At 76.6% G+C, this 551-nt stretch carries 1 pseudogene; it reads right to left on the reverse strand.

What is annotated here, in order from left to right:
* Nucleotides 1–454 (reverse strand): annotated as a pseudogene (locus VB737_RS07560) (lytic transglycosylase domain-containing protein); the annotation flags it as partial.
* Between the last annotated feature and the right edge of the window lie 97 nt (nt 455–551).

Genomic DNA, 551 nt, shown 5'->3' on the forward strand with positions numbered 1-551 from the left:
GGGCGGCGGGGTGGGCCGGGAAGCGCTGCAGCAGTTGCCGGCGCTTATCAGGGCTGTCGCCACCGAGGGCGTAGAGGGCATCGGCGCTGGCCGGATCGCCCGGGAAGCGCCGCTGCAGCTGGCGCCACAGGGCCTGGGCGGTTTCGGGGCGATCGAGGGCCGCGGCGGCCAGGGCGTCCTGCTTCAGCACCAGGGCGGCCAGGGGATCGGGACCCCAGCCCTGGCCCCGCAGCCACTGGCGCTGCTGCTGGGGATCCTTGCTGCGGGCCGCCAGCAGCAGGCTGGCCTCCCGGCGCCGCCAGGGATCGGCATCCCAGTGCTGCAGCCACTCCAGCCGGTCGGTGGTGGTGGCGGGGGTGAGCGCCGGCTGGCGTGCCAGCAGGGCCCGGCCCCCCACCAGCGCTAGGCCGGTGCCCAGGCAGGAGAGGGACAGCAGCAGCGGGAGTCGGGCCAATGGCCGGGGGACGGCGTCCGGGGCATTCTGGGCATCCGCCTGCGCCGCCCCCGGTGCGACTGCCCTCCCTGCCTCCGCTGCCGCCGCTGTTCGACCG

Source organism: Synechococcus sp. BA-120 BA3 (assembly GCF_034931285.1).
GTDB lineage: Bacteria > Cyanobacteriota > Cyanobacteriia > PCC-6307 > Cyanobiaceae > Cyanobium.